Below are 1,047 nucleotides of genomic sequence, written 5' to 3'. Positions count from 1 at the left end.
GCAGGGGGGGTGATGCGGGGCTGTTCGCGTCCAACGGCGGTGTGGGAGGAACCGGCGGTTACGGTGGCGAGGGCCAAGGTGGTGTCGGCGGCGCCGGTGGTACCGGTGGTTTGCTGCTCTCCAACGGTGGTGCGGGCGGTGCCGGGGGACTGAGCGGTTTGGGCACCGGGGGCGTTGGCGGCACCGGAGGCAATGGGGCCCAGCTGCTGGGCAACGGCGGTGCCGGCGGCGCCGGTGGATCCAGCCTCCAGGGCGCGGGCGGGGCCGGCGGTAGCGGTGGGAATGGCGTCGGGATCGGTAACGGTGGTAATGCGGCCAGGGGCGGGGTGGGCCCCGTCGGCACAGGTGCGACGGGGATCGGCGGCATCAGCGGAGTGTTGTTGGGAGCTGACGGCTTCAACGCTCCGGTGAGCGCATCGCCCCTGCATACCGTGCAGCAGCAGGTCGTCGGCGCGATTAATGCGCCTACCGAGGCGCTGCTGAAGCGCCCCTTGATCGGCAACGGTCTGCCGGCTGATGCGGGCAGCGGGCTCCCCGGCACCGCCGGCGGCATCTTGCTCGGCGACGGCGGGGCCGGCGGCTCCGCCGTGGGGGCAGCCAATGGTGGAGCCGGCGGGGCGGCAGGGCTCATCGGCACCGGCGGTGCCGGTGGTTCCGGCGGCAACGTAACCAGCGGTCAGGCCGGAGCTGGCGGCGCTGGCGGGGCCGGTGGCCTGTTGTTCGGTGACGGCGGAGTCGGCGGTTCCGGCGGCGATCCCCTGACGGCCGGCGCTGGCAATGTCGGCGGTGCTGGCGGTTTCGGCGGAACCGGCTACTTGTTCGGTGCCGGCGGTAACGGCGGTGTCGGCGGAGCTGCCGCTGCCGGCGGAGCCGGAGGAAGTGGCGGATTGCTCGGCGGATTCGTCGGTGCTGGCGGAGGCAACGGCGGCGTCGGCGGGATCGGCGGTGGTACCGGTGGCTCCGGTGGTGCCGGCGGGTTAGTCGCGGGCGCCGGCGGTGCCGGCGGCGACGGCGGATTTAGTCTTATCACCCCGGGAGGGGCGGGCG

At 73.9% G+C, this 1,047-nt stretch carries 1 pseudogene; it reads left to right on the top strand.

Annotation, left to right across the window (positions count from 1 at the left end):
* Positions 1 to 1,047: pseudogene (locus BST12_RS32590) on the top strand (PE family protein); the annotation flags it as partial.

Origin of the sequence: Mycobacterium angelicum, assembly GCF_002086155.1 — a bacterium.
Lineage (GTDB): Bacteria > Actinomycetota > Actinomycetes > Mycobacteriales > Mycobacteriaceae > Mycobacterium > Mycobacterium angelicum.
Note: the sequence above shows the minus strand (reverse complement) of the source record. Positions and strands in the feature narration are given on the sequence as shown.